Below are 23,599 nucleotides of genomic sequence, written 5' to 3'. Positions count from 1 at the left end.
ATGGAAAATTTAAATCAACAAGATAGTCTGGTTGAATATGGTTTTCGACGCGTAGTCATCACGATTACGGCTGTGCTCTGTGCCCTGCTCGAAATCGTGGATACGACGATTGTGAATGTGGCCTTAAACGATATGAAAGGTTCGTTGGGTGCAACATTGACAGACGTGGCCTGGGTTATTACGGCTTATGCTATTGCAAACGTAATCGTTATTCCGATGACCAGTTGGTTGTCCCAACAGTTTGGAAGACGTAATTACTTTGCGGCGTCAATTGTCATATTTACAATATCTTCATTTTTATGTGGTAACGCGACCAATATCTGGGAGCTTGTGGCATTTCGCTTTCTACAAGGGATGGGTGGGGGAGCCTTATTGGTGACCGCACAGACCATTATCACCGAAAGTTACCCCAAAGAGAAACGGAGTATGGCGCAAGCGATTTACGGTATGGGCGTTATCATTGGACCAACTTTGGGTCCACCACTGGGGGGGTATATCATAGACAATTTCTCCTGGCCTTATATTTTTTATATCAATGTGCCATTGGGGATTATAGCTACTTTACTGACACTGTCCTTTGTACGTAGTCCTAAATATAGCCAGAAGCAATCGGCAAAAGAGGTGGATTGGTTCGGTATGATCTTTTTGATTATGTTTATCGGTTCACTCCAGTTTGTATTAGAACATGGTCAACAGGATGATTGGTTTGATGATCCATTAATTTTAGGGTTGTCGATTTTATCTGTATTCGGTTTATTGTTCTTCATTTGGCGAGAGTTGGTGTATGACAAGCCTATCGTAAACCTCAGGGTATTGCGTGATAAAAACCTACAGGTAGGGGTTGTGATGAGTTTTATCCTTGGATTTGGTTTATTTGGATCGACTTTTATTATTCCAATCTATACACAATCCATATTGGGATGGACCGCAACAGACGCAGGTTTGCTATTGTTGCCAAGTTCAATCATGACCGGGATCATGATGCCTTTTATTGGTAAAATGATCCAGAATGGTGTTCCGCAGAAATATATGGTTGCGGTTGGTTTGAGCATCTTCTTTGGCTTTTGTTTCTGGATGTACAGCCTGATGACAAATGACACTGGATCTGAACATATGTTTTGGCCGCTTATCCTTCGTGGCGTAGGCCTGGGTTTATTATTTGTGCCAGTAATGACATTGTCTTTATCCACGCTACATGGAAGATCCATCGGAGAGGGCGCGGCATTTACTGGTATGATGCGTCAGCTTGGTGGTTCATTTGGTATCGCATTGATCACAACATTTATTGCACGTGACTCTCAAAAGCATCGTGTTGATCTGGTTGCTAATCTGGATCCCAGTAAGTTTGAGGTACAGCAGCGTGTGCAACAGTTGCAAATGAGTTTTCAGGCGAAAGGCTTTGCTCCAAATGAGGCCTTGGCCAAAGCTCACCAGATACTGGACATGACTGTCATGAAACAGGCGACGGTATTGTCGTATATGGATGTATTCCTGTATTTGGGTGTTGTATTTTTAATTTGTGTACCTTTTGTACTGATGATCAAACAGGGCAAAACTCAAGTGGATATGTCAAGTGTGCACTAGCGATCGTAAGGAATACGTTATTCTCGAATTTATATAATTTGATCAGCCCTCAAAAAACATGTTTTTTGAGGGCTTTTTTATATCCAGAAAGGCATAAAATGAAAACCTGATTCAGAATTGATTGTTAAATAATAAAAGATTTCTTTGGAATTTACTTCTATCAGATGGTCGATACGAAGAAGTTCTTATTTTAAAATAAACAAGTATGGATACAAGAAGACTTAATTTTTTAGCTTTTATTATCCCTTTGTTTTTGGTGTTGATGTTGTTGGAGTATTGGTATAGTCTGAAGAAACAAAAGCGATATTATACGTTTAATGAATCTATCGCTAATCTCAATGTCGGCATTGTCGAACGCATGTGCGATATGTTTTCGGTTAGCCTGTTCTACTTTTTTTTCATGTGGATCTACCAAAATTTTGCAATATTCCATATTGAAGCGAATCTTTGGACATGGATATTACTTTTTCTATTTACTGATTTTTTATGGTATTGGTATCATCGTTATAGTCATGAGATAAATCTACTATGGGCGGCACATGTGGTTCATCATCAAAGTGAAGACTATAATTTTACCGTTGCAGCAAGGATTACTATTTTTCAGGCAGTATTTCGTTCCTTGTTTTGGGCCTTTATTCCACTTTTAGGTTTTCCTCCTTTTATGATGACCGCAATCTTATTGGTTCATGGTGTGTATCCATTTTTTTCTCATACACAAACGGTGGGTAGTTTGGGTATTCTTGAAAAAATTCTTGTCACCCCATCTCATCACCGTGTACATCATAGTAGCAATGAGATTTATTTGGACAAGAACTACGGTGATATCTTGATTATTTGGGATAAAATGTTTGGAACTTTTATCGCTGAGAAGAAAGAAGAGCCCTGTGTTTATGGATTGACCAAACCCATTCATCGATACACGTTCCTTTGGCAGCATTTTCATTATCTTTTCGAAATAGGGCTGTCTTTTAATCGTGCAATGGGATTTAGAAACAAGATGCGGACGATATTTGGTCGTCCCGATGATATACAACCAGAAATTAGGGATGAGTTGGAACAGAAAATCTTTGCAGGAACCAAAGTTCAGGTACACGGAAAGAAATTGAGTCAATATATTTTTTTCCAATCGATGCTAACCATGGTACTTCTGTTTTTCTTTTTGTTTTATGGTAATTATCAAAATATTGTACAATTGCTTGTAGGTGGTCTCTTTATTCTGTGCAGTGTCATCTGTATCGGTGGATTGTTGGAACATGAGAAATGGGTCTTTCCGCTCGAAATGTTGCGTCTTTTTCTGTTGTTATTATTTATAGCAATTACCTTCTTTTCTTTTCCAGTACTACTTGTCCTCTCAGCAACCACCATCATTCAGTTGGTATTCTTTAAGCCAATAAAACATTACTACGAACGGATTCTTCATTTGTGAATGAGCTAGGCTTGTCGTTTGATTGGAGGTTTTGGCAGAGTTCGACGAAGGTATGACAATAGCTTCTGGCCATGATATCCCAGCTGAAATCTGCACTGGTATTGTTCTTAAATTGTTGTCCAAGATTTTGATAATAGTCGGGATTATCCAAAATGGATTGCAATTGTCCGATCCAGGTATCAATATCCTGACTAGTGAGCAAAAGGCCGTTGTGATTATGTGTAATTGCACTCGTGATTCCTTCCAATTCGGAGGCTACGACAATAGTGCCCGCTGAAGATGCCTCAAGACAAACCAGACCGAAACCTTCCATATCTCCCGGTACGTGAATATTGGGCATTAGGAAAGCCTGCGCATTTGCAAGAAGATGCTTTAATTGGGCGAAGGGAACTTTCCCCAGATGCTGGATTTTTTCGGGATAGACTTTCAATAATCTGCGCATTTCTTGTTGATCAGTTGGATGCCCCAAGAATAAGGTGGACAGATGGTAGAGTTTAGCTGGTAAAAGATTGAGCAGACGCTCTTTCAAGGTTGGTCTTTGGTCAAATGGCCCTACCATCAGGAGCTTGAAATTGCCTTGAAGGGCAGGAATGACTTGCTGCATCAGCCAGGAGAACCCTTTGCGCTTTACAGGCCTTCCCAATGTGATAAAATAAGGCGGGAACTTATCATCTTCTTGCATTGATATCGAGGCCACGGGATCTACTCCATTTGGGATAACTGAGATCCTGGAAGAATCAATGCCACGCGATTGAGCGGCTTCGGCGGTGGCCTGACTGACCGCAATAACCTGATCAAATGTATTGAAGCGGGGGATTACTTTACGTTGGAAATAAGGAAATGGAAAAACAATATCAAGGCCATGAAGGGTGACAACTTTTTTTAGATGATCGTAGCCCTTGTGAAAAGATGCTAAAGCAGCAATTAATCCATCGTTAAAATGAAGGAGCCGAATGCCAGGATTGTCTTTAATTTTTGATAGGATACGTTGATTTAGGCGAAAGAAGAACGTCAAAATGGATTCTTCGTTGTCATAAACGATTGTATGTACTTTGAGATAGAGTGCAGCATTATTAATGAGTTCAAAGCTCTGTTTTTCCATCCCCCCAACCGCGGGTGGATATTTATGGCTGATAAACAAAATTTCTATTTCAGATGGAAACATGTACGGTTTTTCTTTTGATGCATAGATAAAATATAGCGCCAATAGCTGTCCAGAATACCTGGCGGCCACGACGCAGGAGAGAAACACTCAACCAGATACTTCCACCAGAAATTCCAATCATGCTAAGCAGTAGTTTGTTGGATATTTCCTCAACGCCCAGTTGACCGGGAATAAATGCGCCTGCACTCTTAAATAGGATGACACTCATGTCTAAAATTAATCCGTGAATAACCCTGACATCGACAGCCAGAAATTTTAAGATCAGATAGAATTCTAGGCTACCAATTAGCCAATGTATCGCAAACAGCAGGTAGGAGTACCAAAATACTTTATTTTGTTGTTGATAGAAGTCTTTCGTATCCCAAAGTAATTTCTGGAGCTGATTTTTTGATTTCGATACAAATGAAGTATCAGCAGGGTTATTTTTAGGAGGTATTTTAGTGGAAACTAACCAGTAGAATATTAAAATTACGAATAACAGCAAGACTACGCATACGACATAGATAGCGTATCCCGTATACTGCATCACCTCTTTTTTTAAGGGGGAGAGCATCAGCCAGATCATGGCCAGTAGGAAAATGCTTAATTGGGAAAGTATGGCTGTAATGCGTGAGATGGCGACAGCGCTGAGTCCCGGCTGTAAAGGGATGTCATAGCGGGTTATCAGCTCGGCTTTTAGTAAATCGCCTGCAATAATACTGGTGGGATTAAAGAGTCCAACAGTTTCGCCTATTTGACGCACGGCAAAAAGTTCTAAAATATTGATCTTTTTTTTTGAAGAGCCTAGACAAACCCACCAAGCTAGCGTTCCAAAAAGATAGGCAACTAAAGTCGTAAATACGATAAAAATAAAGCGGTAGCCAATCGTTGACAGTTCTTTTTTCAACGCAGAAAGATCACTGTGGATTACAAAAATTACCATAGATGTCAAGATCAAAAGTAAAAAGACAGCTTTGATCAATTGACGGGATGTTATTAATTTGCCCATGCGAGGTCTGCGTCTTGCGTTTTGTCAGCAAGTAATTCAATGTCATTAAAGTACTGTTGGGATAGTCGTGTCCAATCTAATTGGCCTGCATAGGAAAGTCCGGCGTTAATCAGGTTTTTTCTTAGCATTTTGTCAGAGAGAATTTTCTTTAAATAATAGACATATCCAGCTGCATTTTCAGGCTGACATTTAAACCCGGTTACCCCATGTTGAATAAGCGATGCTGAACCACCACCATCAGCAATCACACATGGAAGGCCCGATGCCAATGCTTCGACTACAACGTTGCCATAGGTTTCTGAAACTGAAGGAAAAACAAAAACATCTGCTGATGCATACAGCACTGCAAGTTCCTGATGTGTCTTTTTCCCCAGAAAAATAGCATTAGGCATTTCTTGCATTGCCGTTACTTTGGCTGTTCCTTCCCCTACAACTATAAAATTGTAGCCCAGTTGTTGGGCTTGTATCTGCTGATAGATGTCAATTAGGGCTTTGATATTTTTCTCCCAAACGATCCGACTAACGAATAATACCGTTGGTTTGTCATTTTTAGTCAGTTGTTGAATATAACTGCTATTCTTTTTTTGGGGTGTAAATAATTGCGTATCAATGCCCCTTTGCCAGAGTTTTAAGCCGTCCTGTTCAAGCCCAATTTGTTGGAGCTCGGTTAGGATAGATTTGGTGGGAACATAGACAATATCACATTTGTTATAAAAATTGTTCATCGCCCGTTTCATCCATTGTTCGGTGGGTTTGACCAGAGGGAGGATATTTTTGAAATAGTAGGCTATATAGGATATAAAGTGTGTGTGGTAGATCGTTAATACGGGTATATTTCTACGTTTGGCATAATTTAATGCAAAAAAACCGAGGAGAGATGGGGTTGCGATATGAATGATGTCCGGTGCGAATTCATCCAAAGCCAGTTCGAGCTTTTTTTTGATGAGCTGCGGAATAGCCAGACAATAATCATCATTGACAGGTATTTTAAATGTAGGCACTTTTTAAGAATGAAAGTCCCGGAATTGTGTGGGGCCACCACCATAAATAAAGAAATACTTAAAATTCTGTTGGTCAATACGGTTTATCAACTGAAACATTGTGCGAGATGCACCGTCGAAATCCTCAACGAGTATTTCTGTAAAGAAGGCTACCTTTCTCATTTTATTCTTATTAGGGGGTTCATAAAAATATTCGAAAAGCATAACTAAAAAACTATTTTGATATTAATCTTTTATCATTAAAGTGTTTATAAATTGTTTATTATTAATAATTTGTAAATAATTTTTATAAATAAAATTAATTCAAGAATATAGTTAAGCTAATCTTGGCGCTTTACTTTTGGAATGAACAAATTATTCAGTCCATGTTGTTAGATTTATTGTTCGAAAGGAACACTAGACTTAAAGGTCTTCGTAAAGTTCTTATTTTATCTGTTTGTGCTTCTGCAGGCATCATGTTGGGATTCAAATTGAAACCCAAAGAAGTTAGACCAATGAACATGGTATATGTCGATATGCCTGATGTCAGCGAGGGAAAGCTTAACTTATTAACTTATAATATTGCTGGTCTTCCAGAGTTAATTTCAAGTGCTGTAACGGAAAGAGCTCCGAGCATTACATCCATTGGCGAATTGGTGAATCCTTTTGATATTGTGAATGTACAAGAGGATTTCAACTACAATAAATTTTTGTACAGCAAGAATAGACATAGCTATCGAACGGAAAATATGGGCGGTGTACCTTTTGGTGATGGATTGAGCACGTTGTCGAAATATCCGATCCAATACTTTGAGCGGGTAAGGTGGGACGCTTGTAATGGGGCGGATTGTTTAACTCCCAAAGGCTTTTCCTATGCACGTATTCAATTGGCAAAAGAGGCTTTTATTGATGTTTACAATGTACATGCAACAGCCCAGGATGATCCTGGTGCGGCAATAGCGCGTCAGAAGAACTTGAATCAATTGAAGAACTATATTCAAAAGAACTCCGCAGGACAACCTTTGTTAATCATGGGTGATTTTAACGCTCATTATGCGTACGCATTGGATAATATTGTTTCTTTTCAAGGAGAATTAGACTTGGTAGATGCATGGGTAAATTTGAAAAATAGTGGTAAAATACCTCAGAGTGAGCAAAACTTTGTCGCCCCGGCCGCATTGGAGTTAACAGATGACTGTGAGGGCATTGATAAGATCTATTACCGTAATAATGATCAGATGATATTTGAAGCAAAGAACTATCAGGTTCAAAAGAAACTTTTTAAAAATAGGGAGGGACAGGATCTGTCTGACCATTGTGCGGTATCGCTACAATTGGGGTGGCATCTGATAAAACCTTCAGTTCAATAGACTTTCTCAATTCTTTCATATCAATCGCGATTAGCACTGAGTCCCCTTCAGTGCTTTTTTTGTGTTTTTGCATTTTCGACTGTCCAAACAGGGGGGCACCTACAAATAAAAAGCCCCATAAAATGAATTATGGAGCCTTTATAAAATTGGGATAAATTATCTTATTTATACATCTCTGCACGTTGTGCTTTGACAACATCGCTGTTGATGTACTCATCATACGTCATTAACTTGTCGATGATTCCTTTTGGTGTTAATTCAATGATTCTATTTGCAACAGTCTCAGTCAACTCGTGGTCACGGGATGTGAATAACATTGATCCTTTAAAGTCTGATAGACCATTGTTCAATGCTGTGATTGATTCCAGATCCAAGTGGTTGGTTGGTTCATCAAAAATCAAGAAGTTAGCTCCCTGTAACATCATTCTTGAAAACATACAACGCATTTTTTCACCCCCGGAAAGCACCGAAACTTTTTTCATTACTTCTTCACCGGAGAACAACATTTTTCCTAAGAATCCACGTAGGAACTGCTCATCCGCTTCAGGGTTTGTTGTATAGTCTCTTAACCAATCGACCAAATTTTCGTTTTTGCCTTCAAAAAACGCTGCATTTTCAATTGGCATATCGGCAGGAGTGATGGTAATACCCCATTTGAATTCACCACCGAAGTCAGTGTCTCTACCTGTGATAATATCGTAAAAGGCTGTTGTGATTAGGGAATTAGGACCCAACACCGCAATTTTATCTCCTTTATTAATCATAAATGTGATATCCTTGAAGAAGACCTCCCCATTGACCGTTTTGCTCAAACCTTCTACTTGCAATGTTTGGTCACCTGGTTCACGGTTCATGGTATTGAACATGATCGCAGGATATTTACGGTTGGAAGGTTTGATCTCATCAATATTGATCTTATCCAAGGCTTTCTTACGGGAAGTCGCTTGTTTTGATTTGGATGCATTGGCCGAGAAACGACGGATAAATTCCTGAAGTTCCTTAACCTTATCTTCCATCTTTTTGTTTTGATCAGAACGTTGTTTTAATGCTAATTGGGAAGATTCGTACCAGAACGAGTAGTTACCTGTATAGATGGTCATTTTACCAAAGTCAATATCGACAGTGTGTGTACATACAGCATCCAAGAAGTGACGGTCGTGGGATACAACGAGTACAATTGCTTCATAAGTAGCTAAAAAGTCTTCCAACCATGCAATTGTATTGATGTCCAAGTCATTGGTAGGCTCATCGAGAATCAAGATATCTGGATTACCGAAGAGTGCCTGTGCCAATAAGACACGTACTTTTTGATTACCATCAATTTCAGAGACTAACTTGTAGTGGAGCTCTTCTTTAATGCCCAAGCTACTCAATAGCGTAGCTGCATTGGATTCTGCATTCCATCCGTCCATTTCTGCAAAAAGACTTTCGAGTTCACCGGCACGTTCACCATCTGCATCAGAGAAATCCTCTTTCATGTAAATAGCGTCTTTCTCTTTCATGATTTTGTAAAGCTCTTGGTTACCCATCATGACAGTTTCTAATACCGTATATTCATCGAAAGCATAGTGATCCTGACTCAATACAGACATACGTTCGCCAGGTGTGAATGCCACCGAACCTGTAGAGGGATCAACTTCGCCAGAAATAATTTTTAAGAAAGTAGATTTACCAGCTCCATTGGCACCAATAATGCCGTAACAGTTGCCAGGTGTAAATTTTAAATTGACATCTTCGAATAGTACACGTTTACCATAACGAAGGGAGAGATTTGACACGTTAATCATGCTGCAAAGATACGTTTTAATCTTGTATTTTTTAACTATTTCCGAACATCAGTTCCTTACCGAACAAGCCCAATAATAGATCGCGAGAAATATCGCTTTCCAAGCGATTGGCGGACTGACGGAAAATATGAAATATTACAATTTGAGACAGTTCAGATGATAGGATATCGTTGAAAAGATGTACACCAGATTAATAAATTATGAATTGGGATTTTACTAATAAATTGGCTTCTTTTTTGTGGCATTGGTGTTGAAATAAAATCAATTATGAAAAGAAATAGCATTACGTATGTTTTAGTACTCATTGTTGCATTTTTGCTGAATTTGCAGGGTGCTCATGCTCAATTTGGTGGATTGCTTGACAAAGCAAGCAAGGCAGTTGCTTCGAAAGGAAGTAAAGCATTAGGACTAGACAAGCTTTTAAAGGAACCTGAAGCGATAAGCACAAGTTTTGAGGATGTAAATCGGAAAGGTGAACAGATGCCTGATTTTCAAAATACGGCTATTTATAAGCCGTTGGAAAATCTGCAGAAAAATGGCCAGGACGGCTATTTGCTTGAAGCTGGCCATTTTGAAATGACCAACAAAAGCTATTGCCTAAAAGCAGGAACTTATGCGCCTTCTAAGGGGGATGGCTATATGTATGCTCCCACATTAGGGAAAAAGCGGGAGGTTGTCATTGCCATCTTGAAAAGTGCGGAAAAACATCCGGAAGTTGAACAATCATCAATACAGATGTTATTGTGGACAATTATTGCTAAAACTAAATTTATAGACTATTCCGGGGAGGTCAAGGAAACAGCATTGAGGTTGTTGACACCAGAGCAATTATTATTGCTGGAAGGCGGGGCGCTTGGCATATTGCCGTTTGATGTGGTGCAAAAGGCTAAAGACCAGATGCCCCCAGCTGTGCAAGCGATATTTGAAGCAGAAAATAATATCAGACAATTGGTTTCTTCGGGCAACTATTCTTATGCTGAGTTTGAAAAGTACGCAATAATGGCGGGTATGGCCGAACCTCGTACGGATGTTCCCAGTGGAATCTGGACACTTCATCCCGATGGCTATTACGTACGCTATTTTCCAAGCGGTTACTCTGTAACCAAAGTACAGGTGCATGTACCGGAGGAATTGATCACGAAATTGAAAGGTAAAAAGTTGGTTTATGATGCGACAGATGATATTGCTTGTCCAGCGAATACAGGATCGCAACGTTTGGCACAGACAAATGAACCGATTAAACACTAAGAATGATGTGGGCAAAAATGGGGATAAGTTTATTTCGATAGAAATTCAGGGAAAAACAATAAGGGAGATCAATTGATCTCCCTTATTCATTAAATTTCCTCTTTTGCCTCCTGTATAATATAAAAACGATGACAATAATTGCTATGATCCCTAAAATGATGTAATGGGAGCCTGATTGTTGTTGATGTTGGGTTGTATCCTCTGTCGTCTGCGCATATGTAAAATTTGCTACGAAAAGAAGCACCATGAAAATCCACTTCTTGCACATAATAAACGGTTTATTAACTATAATAGCAAGCTAACTATTTTTTGCAATAAAGACAAATTAATTTTACAAAAATGACAATATTTAAATGTGGTTTTATATACTTTGTATTGTAAGGTGTTTATTTTGTGAAGTATACATGTTTTAAGAGGGATGTTTAAAGTCAAATTACTCCTATAATTGGCAAAGTTGTTGTTAAAATATTGGATTTGGAGCGGACCGGTGAAAAAGAAGATTTTCTTTGCCTGCTAATGGAACAGATTCAGGTAATGCCGCTCAGAAGGCAGATTAATGACTGTAAAGTTGTATATTGTGAACCTTTTAAGTGTTTAAAGATATTATCGTCATGTCAAAACTTATTAATTTAACTGTATTCCGAGAATTTTTGAAATCTAGCTTTGCTGGTGGGATTATTCTGTTTTCCTGTGTTATCTTGGCACTCATTGTAGCGAATACATCACTATATGGATCGGTAATGGACTTTCTTCTTCGGGAGGTGGGACTTGAAACAGATAATATTCATTTAAAATATTCATGGCTGCTATGGATCAACGACGGGTTGATGGCTATTTTCTTTCTATTAGTAGGATTGGAAATCAAAAGAGAAATCATTGAGGGAGAATTATCTTCAGTAAGTAAAGCTGTTCTTCCAATTCTGGCAGCAGTAGGAGGGGCACTCCTGCCTGCGGCAATCTATTTTGTAATCAATAAAGATGCCGCCGATACCGCTCACGGATGGGGGATCCCAATGGCTACGGATATCGCATTTGCACTTGCTGTTATCACCCTTTTGGGAAATAAAGTTCCGGCTAGCCTCAAGATTTTTTTGGCTGCTTTGGCTATTGTGGATGATTTGCTTGCGATCTTAGTCATCGCTTTGTTCTATAGCAGTGGAATTCATGCGACCTATCTATTTATTGCACTGGGGATATTTGCTTTTCTGATCATTCTAAATAAACTTGGTGTAAAAGCCCTATGGGCCTATCTTATTCCCGGAGTATTCATTTGGTATTTTATCCATCATTCGGGCATTCATGCGACTATTGCCGGAGTTTTGGTTGCCATGACTTTACCCACTACGCCAGATGAAAAAGAATCTCCATTGGAAAAATTGGAGCATCTACTGACCAAGCCTGTGAATTTTATAATCATTCCTTTATTTGCATTCGCAAATACATTAATTCCAATTCATGCAGAAATGGTTGGTGGCTTAACATCCAAATTGGGACTAGGTATTATTGCAGGATTGATTGTAGGGAAATCAATTGGTATATTTTTAATATGTTTTATTGCAAAGAAATTGAAAATAGCACAGCTTCCAGAAGGTGCAAGCTGGCCACAGATATTCGGTGTTGGTTTGCTTGGAGGTATTGGTTTTACCATGTCTATCTTCATATCCATCTTATCTTTTGATGATGCCTTCTTAATTGAGGAGGCTAAATTTGCGGTACTCATTGCCTCCCTTTGCGCAGGTATATTAGGATATACGATATTGAAATTGGCTGGTAATTCCAAAAATAATCTAGACAGTATAAGCTAAAAATTGCATGGATTTAAAACGCTGCCAGCGGGTTTATCTTCGGTATAGCCCTTAAGCGAGTAAATGCTGATCTCATATATAGATTAGTTTTAGTAACTTAGCACATATTTAATAAAATAATAAAATTTGAGATTTACTGAATTTGGTTTTGTTCCGGAATTGGAAGAGGGCTTAGAAAGCATGATGTTTGAAGAGGCGACGCCTATTCAAGAGCAGACAATTCCCATCATAAAAGAAGGAAGTGACATGATTGCCTGTGCGCAGACGGGTACGGGTAAAACGGCAGCATATATGTTGCCAATTTTAGATGCTGTTGCTAGAGATGCAAAGGAATCTATTCGTTCGATTATCCTGGTCCCGACAAGGGAATTAGCCCTGCAAATAGATCAACAGATCATGGGCATGTCTTATTATACAGGAGCGACTTCCATCTCTATATATGGAGGTGGAGATGGAATGGGATATGAACAACAGAAACGAGCAATTCGAGAAGGGGTTAATATTATTGTTGCTACCCCCGGCCGATTGATCAGCCATCTTACTTCGATGAAAGTCGATTTAACTCATCTGACGCACTTCGTACTGGATGAAGCGGATAGCATGTTGGATATGGGCTTTCAAGATGATATATTGCGTATCGTCAGTTACTTACCCAAGAAGAAGCAAATGTTGCTTTTTTCGGCGACTATGCCTCTCAAGATCAGGAATTTTGCGAGAAAGATCCTTTATCAACCTGTTGAGGTCAATATTGCCATTTCAAAACCTTCAGAAGGTATAGACCAGCGCGCATATCTGGTATATGATAAGCAAAAAATGGATCTTTTGAAGATCATCTTACAGGACGTTAATTATGTTTCTGTTATCATTTTTGCTTCGCAAAAAACTACAGTTAAATTATTGGCGCAGGAGCTCCAAAAGCAGGGTATAGATGCAGAGGGTTTTCATTCAGATCTTGAGCAGGCTAAACGTGAGGATATCATGAGTAGATTTAGATCACGTCAGGTGCGGGTACTTGTGGGAACAGATGTTATCTCACGTGGTATCGACATCGTAGGTATCAGTCTGGTCGTAAACTACGATGTCCCACCGGATCCTGAGGATTATGTACACCGTATCGGACGTACTGCACGTGCAGCGACAACAGGTACAGCGATTACCTTTGTAAATGATAAAGATCAACAACGGTTTTCTCAGATCGAAAATCTGATCGGTTATCCCGTAGAACAAATCGCTTTACCGGAAGGCTTTGAAGCTGGGCCTGAATATAATCCGGCGAAGAAAAGCGGCAATCCACAAAATCGAAGACGTTTCAATAAGAACAAAAATAAAAATTACCAAAAACAGAAAAGAGCTTAATGTATCATTAAGCTCTTTTCTGTTTTTATCCAATATTCACTTTTATAGCGCCTATTCAGTTGCCCATACGGCCAATTCATAGCCATCGAGGTCTTTGAATTGAAATCTTTTACCACCAGGAAAGCTAAAGATATCTTTAACGATGGTGCCACCAGCACGGACGACTTTATCACGTGTGGATAGCAGATCATTCGAATAGAGGACAACCAAAATGCTACCGTTTACCGGTGTACCGACTGTAAATCCTCCATCCACATATTTGCCATCGAAGGCTGTATACTCAGGACCGTAATCCGTAAAGTTCCAGCCAAAACTTGCTGAATAGAATTTTTTAGCTCTCTCAAGATCGCTAGATATAAATTCAAGGTATTGAATTTGTTCGTGGATAAGTTTGCTGTCTGAAGAAGAATTGCTCATGATATTTTTTAATTGATATTGTCTTTTATTGGAGGAATCGACTTAAATTTCCAACATCAAATGGATGCCTGATGTTATGTAAATATAGGACTTTCTCCGAATAAAATTTAAGCTTCTTTGTTTGACTTGAAATCGTTTAGTCTGATAACAATCAGACCATATTATTCCAAGGTCATTTTTGATGTATTAATTCCCTGTTTTTTCCTGTTTTCTACTGATGAGAGCCTGTATAAGTACAGAAAGCATAACCAGGGAAAGCCCGATGTAAAATGAAAGATTGAGCTCTTTGGATTCATTGAAGAATAAAAATGCAATCAGGATGGCATATACAGGTTCTAGATTGAGACTTAAATTGAGCGTAAAGGCAGAAATTTTCTTTAAAATTTCTGTGAATGCAAGGTATACAGCAACGGTACAACACAACGACAAAATTAGGAGGTAAATGAGATCCATTGTATTGGGGGTAAAAGATGATATCGGATAATAATAAAGATAACAGGGGAGAATTAGCCCAAGTCCGACACTCCCACCAATCATTTGGTAATAGTTGATTACTATACTGCTGTATCGCTTGATCAAGCGTTCGTTATAAATTGCATAAAGCGAAGCAAAGGCCGGTGAAATGATACCCAAAAGAATGCCTAATTGATGTACTGTATCAAAATGAAATATTAAAGCTATACCACAAATCGTTAGTCCACTCAGAAAAAACTCTGACCGTTTAAATCTCGTTTTGTTAATGAGAGGCGCAAAGATCGCGGTAAAGAAACTTGCCATACAGTAACAAACTACTCCGATTGAGATATTGGAATATTTAATACTGGCATAAAAAAGTAGCCAGGAGGCGGTAATCAATAGGCCATTTTTTGCAATCGTTAATTTTTCACGCAACCTAATTTCACCAGCTAGTTTTGACCATCTTAAAATAAAAAAAAGGAAAATGGCCGAAAAAAATACACGATACCAGGTTAGCATACCTTCATTGAGACTGATGGCTTTGCCTAATACACCAGATATGCCCAAACATACCACAGCAAGGTGTAGTATGAAATATGAATGTTTCATAAAATGTTGTCTTCCAGATCTGTCTTAGCAAAGACAGATACTATTGTTATAAAATTTGATTGAGAATATAAAACATGGGGAATCAGCCGATTATTCGGTGCCATGCTTTATTAATATTAATTAAAATATTAAGCGATTGGAGGAGGAAGACAGCTTGTTCTGTTCATAACATTCTATTTCTTAACCGAAGATAATAAAATCTAGTGGTTTAATTCAAATAATTGTGGAGAATATCAGTAAGTAGTTAAAGGAGATTGTGTTTTATATGATGACTAAAAGCTATAAAAAGGGCTAAACTTTCGTTAGCCCTCTTAATTAAAGTATTATGATCCTAAATATGCTCAAAATTGAACTAATCAAGGTTAGTATACGCGATGATTTACTATTCGCTGTCGTTTCCTCCTCCCAACGCACGGTATAGATCCACCACGGCATTAAGTTTTTCCCGTTTAATGCTAATCTGTTCGAGATCATTTTGTAAAGCATTGTTTTGCGCAGTAATGACTTCCAGATAATTTGCCATGCCACTTTTGTACAACAGGGCAGCATCTGAAGTTGCTTTGGCCAATGAATTGGATTTAGCTTCAATCAGCTGAAGTCTCCGGTCGCTATGCTTAATTTTCGCTAAGGCATCAGATACCTCCGAAACTGCGAGCATAACAGACTGTTTAAACTGTACCGCCAATTTTTCCCGTTCGATTATCGAAATCTCATAGTTTGTCTTTAACGCACCTTTTTGAAATATCGGTTGGGTGATGTTTCCTGCTATTGTTTTCACAATGGACCCCGGTAGATCAAACCAGCGATTGAATTGAAAAGAGTTTGTTCCGATCGAAGGTGTCAAACTTATCGAAGGATACATAGCTGCTTTTGCCAATCCTATTCTACTGTTAGCTGCAACAACAGCATACTCAGCTGCTTTGACATCAGGTCTCCGGCTAAGCAGTTCGGCCGGGACTCCCGTTGCTAATGTCCCACCGACAACAGTTGCATCAAGACCTTCCGAACGTTGAATTTTATCAGGGAAACCACCACATAGTATACTTATGGCATTTTCCTCAATAGCGATATTCTGGTCTGCTAGTGGAATCAACAATTCAGCAGTTTTCTTTTGTGCTTCGGCCTGTTCTACAGCTAAAGAACTCACGAGCGAGGAATTGTATTGCAGACGTATCATACTCAATGTACTGTCACTAAGTTGTACATTTTTTTGTGCAATCTTTAACTGTTCGTCCAATGCGATCAAATTGTAGTAAGATTGGATAACCTGAACTATAATGCGGGTTTTCAACGCAGATAGATTCTCCTTTTGTCCAAAGAAATTTGCTAACGCTTCTTCTTTCTGCATCTTTGCCTTTCCCCAAATGTCTACCTCCCAAGAAAGTCTGAGTGTAGCATTGTAGTCATCCATATAAGGTGTCCCAATAAATTGATCGCTGAGCGATCCATTAAGGGAATTGGTGGATAACCAAGTCCTATTTGCTCCCACGTTTAGATCAAGTGTTGGTAAAAGGCCCTTTTTTGATTGTTTATAGGAGAGTTCCAACTGTTGCATACTCAAGAGTGCTACACTAACATCAGTGTTTTTGATCAGTGCTTTTTCAATGAGTGCAGTTAAATTAGGATCTTTCACAAACTTCCGCCACGATAATGCCAGTTTGTCTGAGGTCAGGACAACTTCGTTATTTCTGAAATTGTCCGGTAACTCCATGTCTTGACGTGTATATTTTTTGCCTACACTGCATGAAGCGAGAAGTAGGGAAGTACTTGCTAAAATAATAATATAGTGATGAAATTTTTTCATTTTAATCGTTTGTCTTGTCCACGAGTTTTTTACTTGAAACCTTCTCCTGTAAATATTGAAATACCAGATACAATAACGGTATAACGATCACACCAAGGATCACACCACTTAACATACCCATAGCTGCTCCAGTACTAATAGAGTGATTACCTGTTGCTGTTCCTCCAGTAGCAAACATCAGTGGGATCATACCCGCTATAAAGGCTAGTGAAGTCATTAAAATTGGGCGAAGACGCGCTTTGGCACCTTCTAGTGCAGAATCAATAAGTGAAGATCCCGCCCGTCTACGCTGCAATGCAAATTCAACAATCAAGATCGCATTCTTCGCCAAAAGACCAATCAACATAATCAATCCGACTTGAACGTATATGTTATTGTCAAGACCGATAGCACGTGTTCCTAAGAACGATCCTATGATCCCTGTTGGGATCGATAACAGTACTGCCAGCGGCAATAGGTAACTTTCATACTGTGCGGAAAGTAAGAAGTAGACGAACAATAAGCTCAATGTCAAAATGATCATCGTCTGATTGCCGGAAGATTTTTCTTCCAAACTTAGTCCTGTCCATTCGTAACTATAGTCTCCTGGTAATTTGTTCAGCACATTTTTCTCCAGTGTTTCCATAATAGCACCATTACTGATACCTGGGTTACTGACGACGTTAATGGTAAGCGAGTTGTACAAGTTGTAACGTGTCACGGACTCTGGCCCATAGACTTTGCGAAGTGTTACCAATGTATTTACCGGTAGCATTTCTCCTTTGTTGTTCTTGACAAATATTTCATTGAAAGCGTCCTTATCCGTTCTAAAAATTCCGTCTGCTTTTACAGCAATACGATAGAATTTACCAAAGCGATTGAAATTCAATGATTGGTCACCAGCAAAATAGGTCTGAACAGACGAAAGCATTTCACTGACATCTACACCAAGCTGAGCCGCTTTATCTTCGTCAACTTCCAATTCCATTTGTGGATAATCTGCTCTAAACATGGTGTAGGCAAATTGTACACCTGGTTGTTGCATAATCTTCGCAATAACAGAATCGGACATTGCCTTAAGCTCTACTGGAGATTTTCCCGCTCTGTCTTGTAGTACAAGTTCGGCACCGTTCATCATACCATAGCCATCAACAGGAGGGGAGCGGAAAGCCATTGCATTGCCTTCTTTAACAGTAGTTAGCTTTTGAGAAATCACCTGATGAATCTGATCAATATCATTCATTTCGCCACGTTTCTTCTTATCTTTTAGACGGATGAAACCTGTTGCGTAAGCCGCACTGGAGTTGTTACCAATCATATTGAAACCAGTGATACTCGTGTGGCTTTCAATAGAAGGTAAGTCAGCCAATAGTTTCTCTATTTTTCCTACAGCTTTTGTTGTCCGATCGAGACCGGTACCCGGAGGCATCTCCAAACTGTACACGACAAAGTTATCGTCTTCCATAGGGACAAAGCTTTTTGACGTACTGGTCATGAGATATCCCGCAGCCCCTATTGTAGCAATAATTAATAAAGCTGCTAACCATTTTTTCTTAACAAGAAATTTCAGCGAGCCAACGTATCTATTTGTCATGTTTTCAAAACCAGCATTAAAGGCTTTGAAAAACCGTTGTGAGAAGCCTGTTTTTTGAGTTTGCCCATCATGATTTTCGGCATGTGTGTTTTTCAGTAACAAGGCACACAGAGCTGGCGTCAACGTCAATGCATTGATCGCTGAAATCACAATGGCGATAACTAGTGTATAGGCAAATTGTTTGTAAAACATTCCCGATGAACCAGTCATAAAACCGATAGGAATAAACACTGCACACATGACCAAGGTAATCGAGATAACCGCACCGGTTATTTCACTCATGGCGCTGTGTGTGGCCTCATTACCGGTCATGGTCGATGTTTCCATCTTACCATGGACGGCTTCGACGACGACAATAGCATCATCGACCACAATACCAATGGCCAATACCAAGGCGAAAAGGGTTAATATATTGATGGTAAACCCAAACACCAGTAAGAAAAAGAATGTACCTACGATGGCTACCGGTACCGCGATCGCCGGAATAATGGTCGATCGGATATCCTGCAAGAATAAGAAAACGACCAAAAAGACCAAAATGAACGCTTCAATTAATGTTGAACGCACTTGAGCGGTACTTTCATCCAGGCGCTCTTTGGTACTGATCAGTTTAAATATCTTGATTCCAGGAGGAAATGAGCGTTGCGCTATTTCGATCTGTTTATCGATACCTATTTCAATTTCGTTAGCATTGGAACCAGAAGTCTGGAAAATACCAATAGTAACAGTATTTAAACCATTGTTTTGCGAATTACCGCTATAACTTATCGAACCGAATTCTATCCGGGCAACATCTTTCAGCCTGACGATCTGAACATCATTATTTTTAACAATAATGTTTTCATACTGTTCCGGAAGATTCTTTTTCCCTTTATATCGAATCACATATTCCAATGGAGCCTTTGATTCTTCACCTAGTTTTCCTGGTGCGGACTCCAGACTCTGCTTGGAAATTGCAGCGATGACTTCTTGGGGTACAAGACCATAACTCGCCATTTTCTGAGGATTCAACCAAACACGCATAGAGTAATCTTTCGAACCAAATACCATAGCTTGACCTACACCCGGAACACGTTTGATCTGTGGAATCAAGTTGATATTTACATAGTTCTGTAGGAATAGTTCGTCATATTTTTTATTATCTACAGTATAGATATTAAAAATCATGATCATACTATTCTGTTGTTTAGAAGTTGTCAATCCCATGCGCACAACTTCCTGTGGCAGGATTGGTGTTGCCTGTTGCACCCTGTTCTGCACGTTTACAGCTGCTTGATCTGGATTTACACCAGCCTTAAAGACAATACGTACAGAGAATGTACCATCGTTACTTGCAGTTGAGGTAATGTATTCCATGTCCTCAACGCCATTGATCTGCTCCTCCAGCGGCGTAACAACTGACCGTAATACGGTCTCACTATTACCACCGGGATAACTTCCCGTGACTTGGACTGTAGGTGGAGCGATATCGGGAAACCGTGTCTGAGGTAGCCTTAAAAGACCAATTATCCCGAGTATGACAAATATGATAGATATAACAGTTGCCAAAACTGGCCTGTCAATAAATTTCTTCAGCATTTTATTTTAATTTTAGATAAATCTAATACAGGCTTTTATTTTTTAGTAGGTTGAACCTGCATTCCGTCATTAAGCATATCAATTCTATTCATTACGATTTTTTCGCCCGCTGTCAGACCTGATTTGAGTAGATAATCATTGGCCGTATTTCCGGCAATTTCGATCTGCTTCATGGCAATTTTGTTTTTGTCTCCAATAACATAGACAAAATAGCGATCCTGAATGTCTTTAACAGCTGCCATAGGAACTAACAATACGTTATCATGAGCCTTTTTTAAGACAACTTTGGCAGAACCGCCAGAACGAAGTATCTTATCTGGGTTGGTGAAAATTGCTTTTAGTGTCATGCTACCAGTCGTCCTATCGATATTACCACTAGCCATTTCTACTTTTCCAGGGTGATTATAGACTGTACCGTCAGCGAGAATCAATGTTGCTTGTTGATTGCTTGATTTCGTATTATGATCCTTCATAAAGGCGATAAAATCAGCCTCACTCAACGAAAAATAAACGTTCACGGTATTGATTTCAGACAATGTTGTTAATGGCATCGCGTCAGCTGCGGTGATCAGATTTCCAACACGATTGGGAATCCGTCCAATGTAGCCACTTACAGGTGCATTGATTAATGTAAATCTTGCATTGATCTGTGAGGAGCCTAATGCGGCTTGTGCTTGAGCAACCTGTGCTTTTGCCGCAGCATAATTCGCTTCTGCAGTTTTAAGCTGAAGGTCAGTATACACTTTACCTTCTACGAGTGGTTTGATTTTTTCAATTTCCAGTTTCGCATTTTGTTCCGCAGATAGTGCCGCTTGATAGGCTGCTCTGCTATTATTTACCTGTTCATTGTATACATCGCCTTTTATTTTGAAAAGGGCTTGGCCTTTAGTGACATAATCCCCTTCTTTGACATAGATTTGCTCCAAATAACCTGTTACCTGAGCTTTTACATCAACATTGACGGCGCCCTCCAACGTACCGGGGTATTTTTTTTCCGTCTCCGCTTGTGCGGGGGATAATTCGATAAAGTCAACAGTAACTGCCTGCTCTTGCGGTTGTTCTTGGCTGCCTCCACAGGACGATAATAGTGTAGCTGCTGTAATAAATGTAAGGATAGGTTTTAAAGTCATCGTTCTTAGTGCCATTTTATCATTTTATTTAATGCAAAAGAAAGAATTCTTTTAAGGGATATAATAAGGAAATCTACCGAGACGTAACAATTGCTTACTGAAACGTAGCTATAATGCGCTGAATTTTGATGTTATTTAATCAAAACAGTTCTTTTTTGTCGTTTTTCTTAGAAAGATGCTACTTAAACACCTGACTGCACTTCGTTGATTGTGCACAAAAATTTCGAGATAAGAACCACTGTTTACTAATAATCCAACCAGTTTTTTAGGAGCTGGGCTTTTTCCCGACTGACAAGGATTTCGACATCTTCGCTATGTTTGATTTCGATTTTAAGTTTGCCATTAAAATGGTTATGTAATCTCTTTATTGCATCTATATGTACTATAAATTGTCGATTGGCACGGAAAAAAACTTTGGGATTTAATTGTTGCTCCAGCTCTTCTAAGGTTTGTGGTACAATTTCGACGGTACCACATTTCAGCTTGGCATGTGTTAACTTAAACTCTGAGTAAAAATATTGAATGTCTTCAACCAGTATTGTTTTATAACCATCTTTGTAGGGAAGGAGAAACCGGGTTCTGAAATCTTTGGGATAGATAAAATCCAATAAGCCCTGGATCGGAGCCTGACTCATCTGTTGAAGCTGTAGACTGTCTAATTTGACCAATGCATTTTCTAATTCTTTTTTTTCTACAGGTTTCAGGAGATAATCTATACTGTTGAATTTAAAGGCTCGGACGGCATATTCATCAAACGCTGTCGTAAAGATAATAGGGCAGTCAATTTTTATACTTTCCAGGATTTCGAAACTTAGACCATCAGAAAGACGGATATCCATCATGACCAAATCCGGAGATTCATTACTTTGAAACCAAGTGATACTGTCCGTAATAGTATCCAAGACATCCAGTATCTGTATGGAAGGCTTTATTTCCTTCAATAGTCGTTTTAGACGATCAGCATTAAGTTTTTCATCTTCAATAATCAATACGTTGGTTATACTCATGAGTTTTGTTCTATAAGAGGTAGATTAACTTTGAATGTCTTACCATTGTTCAATATCTCTGGTTGCAGATGCGACAATAGATCATATCTTTTAATGATATTCGAAATACCTATTCCAGATGACTCCGATACATTTTCTATTGGTATTAAGATATTTTCGACAACTAATTGGTTCTGCGCATTGGTGTATACCTTAATTTTTAACGAACGTTTTTTATTAGTTTGATTGTGCTTTAGTGCATTTTCAACCAAAAGCTGTAGGGTGAGTGGTGGTAGTTGATAATTGGATTTTGCAGGATCTACATTTATTTCAAAATGAACTCCCTCTCCAAATCGGTTCTTTATCAGGAATATATAGGAGTCCAGGAAATTAAGTTCTTCTTCAAGAGAAATAACATCTTTTTTTGAATTCACCAACAGGTAACGATATATTTTAGAGAAATTTTCAGCATATTCATAGCCCAGTTGCTGATCTTCTAAAATTATTTCGGATAGTACGCTCAAATTGTTGAAAACGAAATGCGGGTCAATCTGTAGCTTCAGCGATTGAAGTTCTGTTTCGAGAATAACCTGCCCCAGTTTGGCGGCGCGTATAGATTCATTCTTCCAGTTGTTGATCAGATGAATCCCAATGTTAATCCCCATAATCATTAAAGCGATCATAACACTGATGGAGATGTTCTGTATGGCACCTCTTTTTTCTTCTAAGGATGTTGCAATCGTGAGGTTTTGTAGCTCATAATAATAACGGGAAATGATGTAAACCAGTAATAAATTGATGAGGAGAACCACGATGAGGTTAATAACGGTTTCAATCAGAAGCCTTTCTGTTGGATTGTCTTTCCATGTTAAAATACGATCCAATTTATTGTGGACAATAATACTGAACTCTGAAATAAGGAAACTGTAAATAATGGTAAAGGTCCATTCTCCCAATATTTCAAACATATTTCGCTGAAAATAGCCATTCCAGCAACTAGAAAATGGGTCTATAATATAGGCAACAAGATAGATGAGAAAAAATGACAGTAGGGTAAATAATAACCTTTTCTTGTTTGTACTGATTAGATTTTTCTCATTTTTATAGATAGTCTTATCCTGCATTCGTTTTACTTGTATATAGCTATTAAATCACTACAAATTTCGCAATTCGTTTAAGGATTGAATCACAAATTTATTCTGAAACGTACAAAGAGCAAGCTGAAATATCACTTTGGTATACCCCAGTCGTATATTGCTTAAATCTTCTGATCTCTGTCCTTAATTATAATATAAGGAATTCTCTTCTGTTTTGCAATCAAAATAAAGGTATTTAAT

General features: G+C 38.8%; 18 protein-coding genes. 6 read left to right on the top strand and 12 right to left on the bottom strand.

Going from position 1 to position 23,599, the window contains the following annotated elements:
* Together OGI71_RS10205 and OGI71_RS10200 are read left to right on the top strand one after the other, a co-directional pair.
* Positions 1 to 1,584: an MDR family MFS transporter gene (locus OGI71_RS10205; protein ID WP_282255331.1), complete on the top strand. Its 1,584-nt coding sequence runs from the start codon at positions 1 to 3 to the stop codon at positions 1,582 to 1,584.
* Positions 1,585 to 1,789: 205 nt separating this feature from the next.
* Positions 1,790 to 3,010, top strand: a complete 1,221-nt coding sequence (locus OGI71_RS10200) for a sterol desaturase family protein (protein ID WP_282255330.1) — start codon at positions 1,790 to 1,792, stop codon at positions 3,008 to 3,010.
* Here the strand turns inward: OGI71_RS10200 and OGI71_RS10195 are convergent.
* The 4 genes from OGI71_RS10195 to OGI71_RS10180 are packed head-to-tail and all read right to left on the bottom strand — an operon-like array spanning position 2,967 to position 6,326.
* Positions 2,967 to 4,175: a glycosyltransferase family 4 protein gene (locus OGI71_RS10195; RefSeq protein ID WP_282255329.1), complete on the bottom strand. Its 1,209-nt coding sequence runs from the start codon at positions 4,173 to 4,175 to the stop codon at positions 2,967 to 2,969. The genes OGI71_RS10200 and OGI71_RS10195 overlap by 44 nt on opposite strands.
* Positions 4,162 to 5,163 (bottom strand): lysylphosphatidylglycerol synthase transmembrane domain-containing protein, encoded by a 1,002-nt coding sequence (locus tag OGI71_RS10190; RefSeq protein ID WP_282255328.1) that lies wholly within the window; start codon positions 5,161 to 5,163, stop codon positions 4,162 to 4,164. Before OGI71_RS10190 ends, OGI71_RS10195 begins: the two co-directional genes overlap by 14 nt.
* Positions 5,151 to 6,164, bottom strand: a complete 1,014-nt coding sequence (locus tag OGI71_RS10185; RefSeq protein WP_282255327.1) for a glycosyltransferase family 1 protein — start codon at positions 6,162 to 6,164, stop codon at positions 5,151 to 5,153. The genes OGI71_RS10190 and OGI71_RS10185 overlap by 13 nt, the downstream gene beginning before the upstream one ends.
* Positions 6,165 to 6,167: 3 nt before the next feature.
* A complete protein-coding gene (locus OGI71_RS10180) occupies positions 6,168 to 6,326 on the bottom strand; it encodes a hypothetical protein (RefSeq protein ID WP_282255326.1) in 159 nt (52 codons plus the stop codon).
* 203 nt (positions 6,327 to 6,529) lie between these two features.
* On the opposite strand from OGI71_RS10180, the gene OGI71_RS10175 reads away from it, so the two are divergent.
* A complete protein-coding gene (locus tag OGI71_RS10175; protein ID WP_282255325.1) occupies positions 6,530 to 7,513 on the top strand; it encodes an endonuclease/exonuclease/phosphatase family protein in 984 nt (327 codons plus the stop codon).
* Positions 7,514 to 7,674: 161 nt separating this feature from the next.
* Here the strand turns inward: OGI71_RS10175 and OGI71_RS10170 are convergent, their stop codons facing one another.
* Entirely contained in the window at positions 7,675 to 9,300 is a 1,626-nt protein-coding gene (locus OGI71_RS10170) for an ATP-binding cassette domain-containing protein (protein WP_282255324.1), read from the bottom strand.
* Between the two features lie 267 nt (positions 9,301 to 9,567).
* On the opposite strand from OGI71_RS10170, the gene OGI71_RS10165 reads away from it, so the two are divergent.
* The 3 genes from OGI71_RS10165 (at position 9,568) to OGI71_RS10155 (ending at position 13,709) form a co-directional block, all read left to right on the top strand.
* Positions 9,568 to 10,548, top strand: coding sequence for a hypothetical protein (locus OGI71_RS10165; RefSeq protein WP_282255322.1), 981 nt, complete (start codon positions 9,568 to 9,570; stop codon positions 10,546 to 10,548).
* A 611-nt stretch (positions 10,549 to 11,159) separates the two neighbouring features.
* Entirely contained in the window at positions 11,160 to 12,353 is a 1,194-nt protein-coding gene (gene nhaA, locus OGI71_RS10160; RefSeq protein WP_282255321.1) for a Na+/H+ antiporter NhaA, read from the top strand.
* Positions 12,354 to 12,479: 126 nt separating this feature from the next.
* Positions 12,480 to 13,709 carry a DEAD/DEAH box helicase gene (locus OGI71_RS10155; RefSeq protein WP_282255320.1) on the top strand — a complete coding sequence of 410 codons (1,230 nt, stop codon included), beginning with the start codon at positions 12,480 to 12,482 and terminating at the stop codon, positions 13,707 to 13,709.
* Between the two features lie 51 nt (positions 13,710 to 13,760).
* Here the strand turns inward: OGI71_RS10155 and OGI71_RS10150 are convergent, their stop codons facing one another.
* From OGI71_RS10150 to OGI71_RS10120, 7 genes are all read right to left on the bottom strand, one after another.
* Positions 13,761 to 14,126 carry a VOC family protein gene (locus OGI71_RS10150; RefSeq protein ID WP_282255319.1) on the bottom strand — a complete coding sequence of 122 codons (366 nt, stop codon included), beginning with the start codon at positions 14,124 to 14,126 and terminating at the stop codon, positions 13,761 to 13,763.
* Between the two features lie 186 nt (positions 14,127 to 14,312).
* On the bottom strand, positions 14,313 to 15,191 hold the full coding sequence (locus OGI71_RS10145; RefSeq protein WP_282255318.1) for a DMT family transporter: 879 nt from the start codon (positions 15,189 to 15,191) through the stop codon (positions 14,313 to 14,315).
* 382 nt (positions 15,192 to 15,573) lie between these two features.
* Positions 15,574 to 16,995 (bottom strand): efflux transporter outer membrane subunit, encoded by a 1,422-nt coding sequence (locus OGI71_RS10140; protein ID WP_282255317.1) that lies wholly within the window; start codon positions 16,993 to 16,995, stop codon positions 15,574 to 15,576.
* Between the two features lies 1 nt (position 16,996).
* Positions 16,997 to 20,146: an efflux RND transporter permease subunit gene (locus OGI71_RS10135; protein ID WP_282255316.1), complete on the bottom strand. Its 3,150-nt coding sequence runs from the start codon at positions 20,144 to 20,146 to the stop codon at positions 16,997 to 16,999.
* Positions 20,147 to 20,181: 35 nt separating this feature from the next.
* Positions 20,182 to 21,291: an efflux RND transporter periplasmic adaptor subunit gene (locus OGI71_RS10130; RefSeq protein ID WP_282255315.1), complete on the bottom strand. Its 1,110-nt coding sequence runs from the start codon at positions 21,289 to 21,291 to the stop codon at positions 20,182 to 20,184.
* A gap of 230 nt (positions 21,292 to 21,521) precedes the next feature.
* Complete coding sequence (locus tag OGI71_RS10125; RefSeq protein WP_282255314.1) at positions 21,522 to 22,283, bottom strand: LytTR family DNA-binding domain-containing protein; 762 nt, start codon at positions 22,281 to 22,283, stop codon at positions 21,522 to 21,524.
* On the bottom strand, positions 22,280 to 23,386 hold the full coding sequence (locus OGI71_RS10120; RefSeq protein WP_282255313.1) for a sensor histidine kinase: 1,107 nt from the start codon (positions 23,384 to 23,386) through the stop codon (positions 22,280 to 22,282). The genes OGI71_RS10125 and OGI71_RS10120 overlap by 4 nt, the downstream gene beginning before the upstream one ends.
* Positions 23,387 to 23,599: the final 213 nt, after the last annotated feature.

Source organism: Sphingobacterium sp. ML3W, from assembly GCF_029542085.1.
GTDB lineage: Bacteria > Bacteroidota > Bacteroidia > Sphingobacteriales > Sphingobacteriaceae > Sphingobacterium.
The sequence above is the reverse complement of the archived record's forward strand: the minus strand, read 5'-3'. Positions and strand labels throughout refer to the sequence as shown.

Coding starts and splice junctions, on each gene's coding strand:
- OGI71_RS10205 (WP_282255331.1), top strand. CDS start 1: ATGGAAAATTTAAATCAACAAGATAGTCTGGTTGAATATGGTTTTCGA.
- OGI71_RS10200 (WP_282255330.1), top strand. CDS start 1,790: ATGGATACAAGAAGACTTAATTTTTTAGCTTTTATTATCCCTTTGTTT.
- OGI71_RS10195 (WP_282255329.1), bottom strand. CDS start 4,175: ATGTTTCCATCTGAAATAGAAATTTTGTTTATCAGCCATAAATATCCA.
- OGI71_RS10190 (WP_282255328.1), bottom strand. CDS start 5,163: ATGGGCAAATTAATAACATCCCGTCAATTGATCAAAGCTGTCTTTTTA.
- OGI71_RS10180 (WP_282255326.1), bottom strand. CDS start 6,326: ATGAGAAAGGTAGCCTTCTTTACAGAAATACTCGTTGAGGATTTCGAC.
- OGI71_RS10175 (WP_282255325.1), top strand. CDS start 6,530: ATGTTGTTAGATTTATTGTTCGAAAGGAACACTAGACTTAAAGGTCTT.
- OGI71_RS10170 (WP_282255324.1), bottom strand. CDS start 9,300: ATGATTAACGTGTCAAATCTCTCCCTTCGTTATGGTAAACGTGTACTA.
- OGI71_RS10165 (WP_282255322.1), top strand. CDS start 9,568: ATGAAAAGAAATAGCATTACGTATGTTTTAGTACTCATTGTTGCATTT.
- nhaA (WP_282255321.1), top strand. CDS start 11,160: ATGTCAAAACTTATTAATTTAACTGTATTCCGAGAATTTTTGAAATCT.
- OGI71_RS10150 (WP_282255319.1), bottom strand. CDS start 14,126: ATGAGCAATTCTTCTTCAGACAGCAAACTTATCCACGAACAAATTCAA.
- OGI71_RS10145 (WP_282255318.1), bottom strand. CDS start 15,191: ATGAAACATTCATATTTCATACTACACCTTGCTGTGGTATGTTTGGGC.
- OGI71_RS10140 (WP_282255317.1), bottom strand. CDS start 16,995: ATGAAAAAATTTCATCACTATATTATTATTTTAGCAAGTACTTCCCTA.
- OGI71_RS10135 (WP_282255316.1), bottom strand. CDS start 20,146: ATGCTGAAGAAATTTATTGACAGGCCAGTTTTGGCAACTGTTATATCT.
- OGI71_RS10130 (WP_282255315.1), bottom strand. CDS start 21,291: ATGGCACTAAGAACGATGACTTTAAAACCTATCCTTACATTTATTACA.
- OGI71_RS10125 (WP_282255314.1), bottom strand. CDS start 22,283: ATGAGTATAACCAACGTATTGATTATTGAAGATGAAAAACTTAATGCT.
- OGI71_RS10120 (WP_282255313.1), bottom strand. CDS start 23,386: ATGCAGGATAAGACTATCTATAAAAATGAGAAAAATCTAATCAGTACA.